The organism is Clostridium sp. (assembly GCF_040797585.1).
GTDB lineage: Bacteria > Bacillota > Clostridia > Clostridiales > Clostridiaceae > Clostridium_Z.
This window is the reverse complement of record NZ_JBFNEO010000296.1, coordinates 1-2,401: the sequence shown is the minus strand read 5'-3', so window position 1 is coordinate 2,401 and position 2,401 is coordinate 1. Positions and strand designations below refer to the sequence as shown.

At 29.7% G+C, this 2,401-nt stretch carries 2 protein-coding genes; one reads left to right on the top strand and one right to left on the bottom strand.

What is annotated here, in order from left to right:
* Positions 1 to 398 (bottom strand): hypothetical protein (locus tag AB2369_RS12940; RefSeq protein WP_367666885.1); only part of this gene is annotated, 398 nt, incomplete at its 3' end.
* Between the two features lie 181 nt (positions 399 to 579).
* Here AB2369_RS12940 and AB2369_RS12935 point away from each other — a divergent pair.
* Entirely contained in the window at positions 580 to 2,319 is a 1,740-nt protein-coding gene (locus AB2369_RS12935; RefSeq protein ID WP_367666884.1) for an ATP-dependent metallopeptidase FtsH/Yme1/Tma family protein, read from the top strand.
* The last annotated feature ends 82 nt before the right edge of the window (positions 2,320 to 2,401 follow it).

The following is a 2,401-nucleotide window of genomic DNA, read 5'->3' as shown; positions in this document are numbered from 1 at the left end:
ATATAAAGTCCTTTAAGATTAAAGTTTAAGTATACTGGCATTTTTTTCAGAAAACTATTGATATCTATAGTAACTCTGTCTTCATTAAAATCTATACCCTCTTCCTCTAAATCTTTAATTATTTTATTTACAACTCTCTTTTTTATAAAGTTCCAAAGAGATATTTTTCCTGCCTTTATAGTTTTTATATTAAGATATACCTTATTTTCTAAATTTCCATCTAGAGCCATAGTTATATAAAAAGGAAGCTTTATAAGCCCTTTATATTCACCCTTCACCTCTACATTTTCTAATATTCTTATAGACTCTATCTTCAGTCCTTGAATCTTTAAAAAGTCTTTGCATATTGATAAAATATCCTCTCCACTTAAGGATAGCTCTACATTACTTACTTTCATAAATTGTCCTCCGTAAAAATTAATTTTACATATTAAAAGTATACCATATATTTCTTTTTTATAAATAGATTTATAAACACTACCACAAATTACTTTACCAAATGTTATGATTTTCGTTAGACATTTTATTTTAAATCTTATATGTTAGTTATAGAGAAAGCTTTAAGGAGGAATAAAACAAATGACAAAAATAAAGAAAAATAGTTTTTTCATATCTTCTATTATAGCTTTACTGCTTATAATAACAGGATCTTCTTATTTTATATTTAAAGATAAATCCATTAATAAAAGCTATAATGAATTTTTAAGTGATATTGAAAGTAATAATATTTTAAGTGTCACTTTAAATAAAAGTCCAGAAATGGATATAACTACTAAAGATGGTTTAAAATACACTACAGATAATCCAAATAGCACAACTCTAAAAGAAGAGTTATTAAAAAATAATATACAAGTAAATGAAAGTAATACTCCACCAATTAAGGATATACTTCCAACCTTACTTATAGTAGGTTCTCTAGGAACTATTATATTTCTATCTGCTAAGAAAAACTCTCTGGGAGCTAAAAGCATGCTTTCCACTGAAGCCTTTGAAGCTCATAAATCTGAAAATTTTTCTTTTAACTTTTCCTCTGTAGCAGGTAATGAAGAAGCAAAGGAAAGTGTTAAAGACATAGTAGAGTTTTTAAAGAATCCTGATAAATATGCTAAATACGGTGCTAGAATGCCAAAAGGTGTAATACTTTATGGTGAACCTGGTACTGGTAAGACCCTACTTGCAAAAGCTGTAGCTGGAGAGGCTAACGTTCCTTTCTATGCTCTATCTGGTTCTGACTTTGTACAGTTATATGTAGGGGTAGGAGCTTCTAGAATAAGAAACCTTTTTAAAAAGGCTAAAAAACATGGAAAGGCTGTTATATTTATAGATGAGATAGATGCCATTGGAAAGAAGAGAGATAATACAAAAGCTGGGGGTTCTGATGAGCGTGATCAAACTCTAAATGCTCTTTTAACAGAAATGTCAGGATTTAATGAAAGTGAAGGAATAGTTGTTATGGCTGCAACTAATAGGTTAGACATGCTTGATTCTGCCTTATTAAGACCTGGTAGATTTGATAGACATATAGAAGTGTCTCTTCCTGATGTAACTGCTAGAGAAAAAATTATAAACCTATACCTTGAAGGAAAGCCTTGTAAAGATTTAGATATTAAAAGTTTAGCTAGAAAAACCTCTTACTTTTCTGGAGCTAAATTAGAAAATCTAATAAATGAAGCGGCCATCATAGCCTGCAAGGAATCTAGTGATTTTATAAATGATATTCATCTAGATAAGGCATTTTCCATAGTAGTTGCCGGATACGAAAAGCTAAATAAAGAAGGGATAAAAGAAGAGGATAAAAACATAACTGCTTATCATGAAGCTGGACATGCTATTATCTCTAAGATAGTACTACCAGAGGATAAGATATCTCAGGTTACAATAATCCCAACCTCTAAGGGTGCTGGAGGGTATACTTTAACCATCCCTTATGACAGCTCTTACCAAAACCTTTCCTATCTTCATAATAGGATTAAAGTTCTTCTTGGTGGACGTGCAGCTGAAGAGATAATTTTTGGAAAAAATAAAATTACCACTGGAGCTTATAATGACTTAAAACATGCCACTAATATAATATCATCTATGATAACTAATTATGGTATGGGTGAATCCTTAGGACTTTTAAGTCTTGATGAACTTCAAAATTTAGGTGGTATAAATACCTCAGAAATTCTTGATGAATGTAAGAATACTGTTGATAAACTCTATGAAGAAACTAAATCTCTTTTAATAGAAAATCAAGAAATTCTTCATTCTTTATCTAAATCACTTTTAGATAAAGAGACCTTATACGAAGATGACGTATATAATTTAGTATCATAAAAAAAACACTATGAGTATTATTAAATTTAAAATGTACCCTATAGAGTAGACAATTTAAAAAAAGTCTACCCTATGGGGTTTT

Excerpts from the sequence above, each read along its gene's own strand:
- AB2369_RS12935 (WP_367666884.1), top strand. The coding sequence starts at position 580 with ATGACAAAAATAAAGAAAAATAGTTTTTTCATATCTTCTATTATAGCT.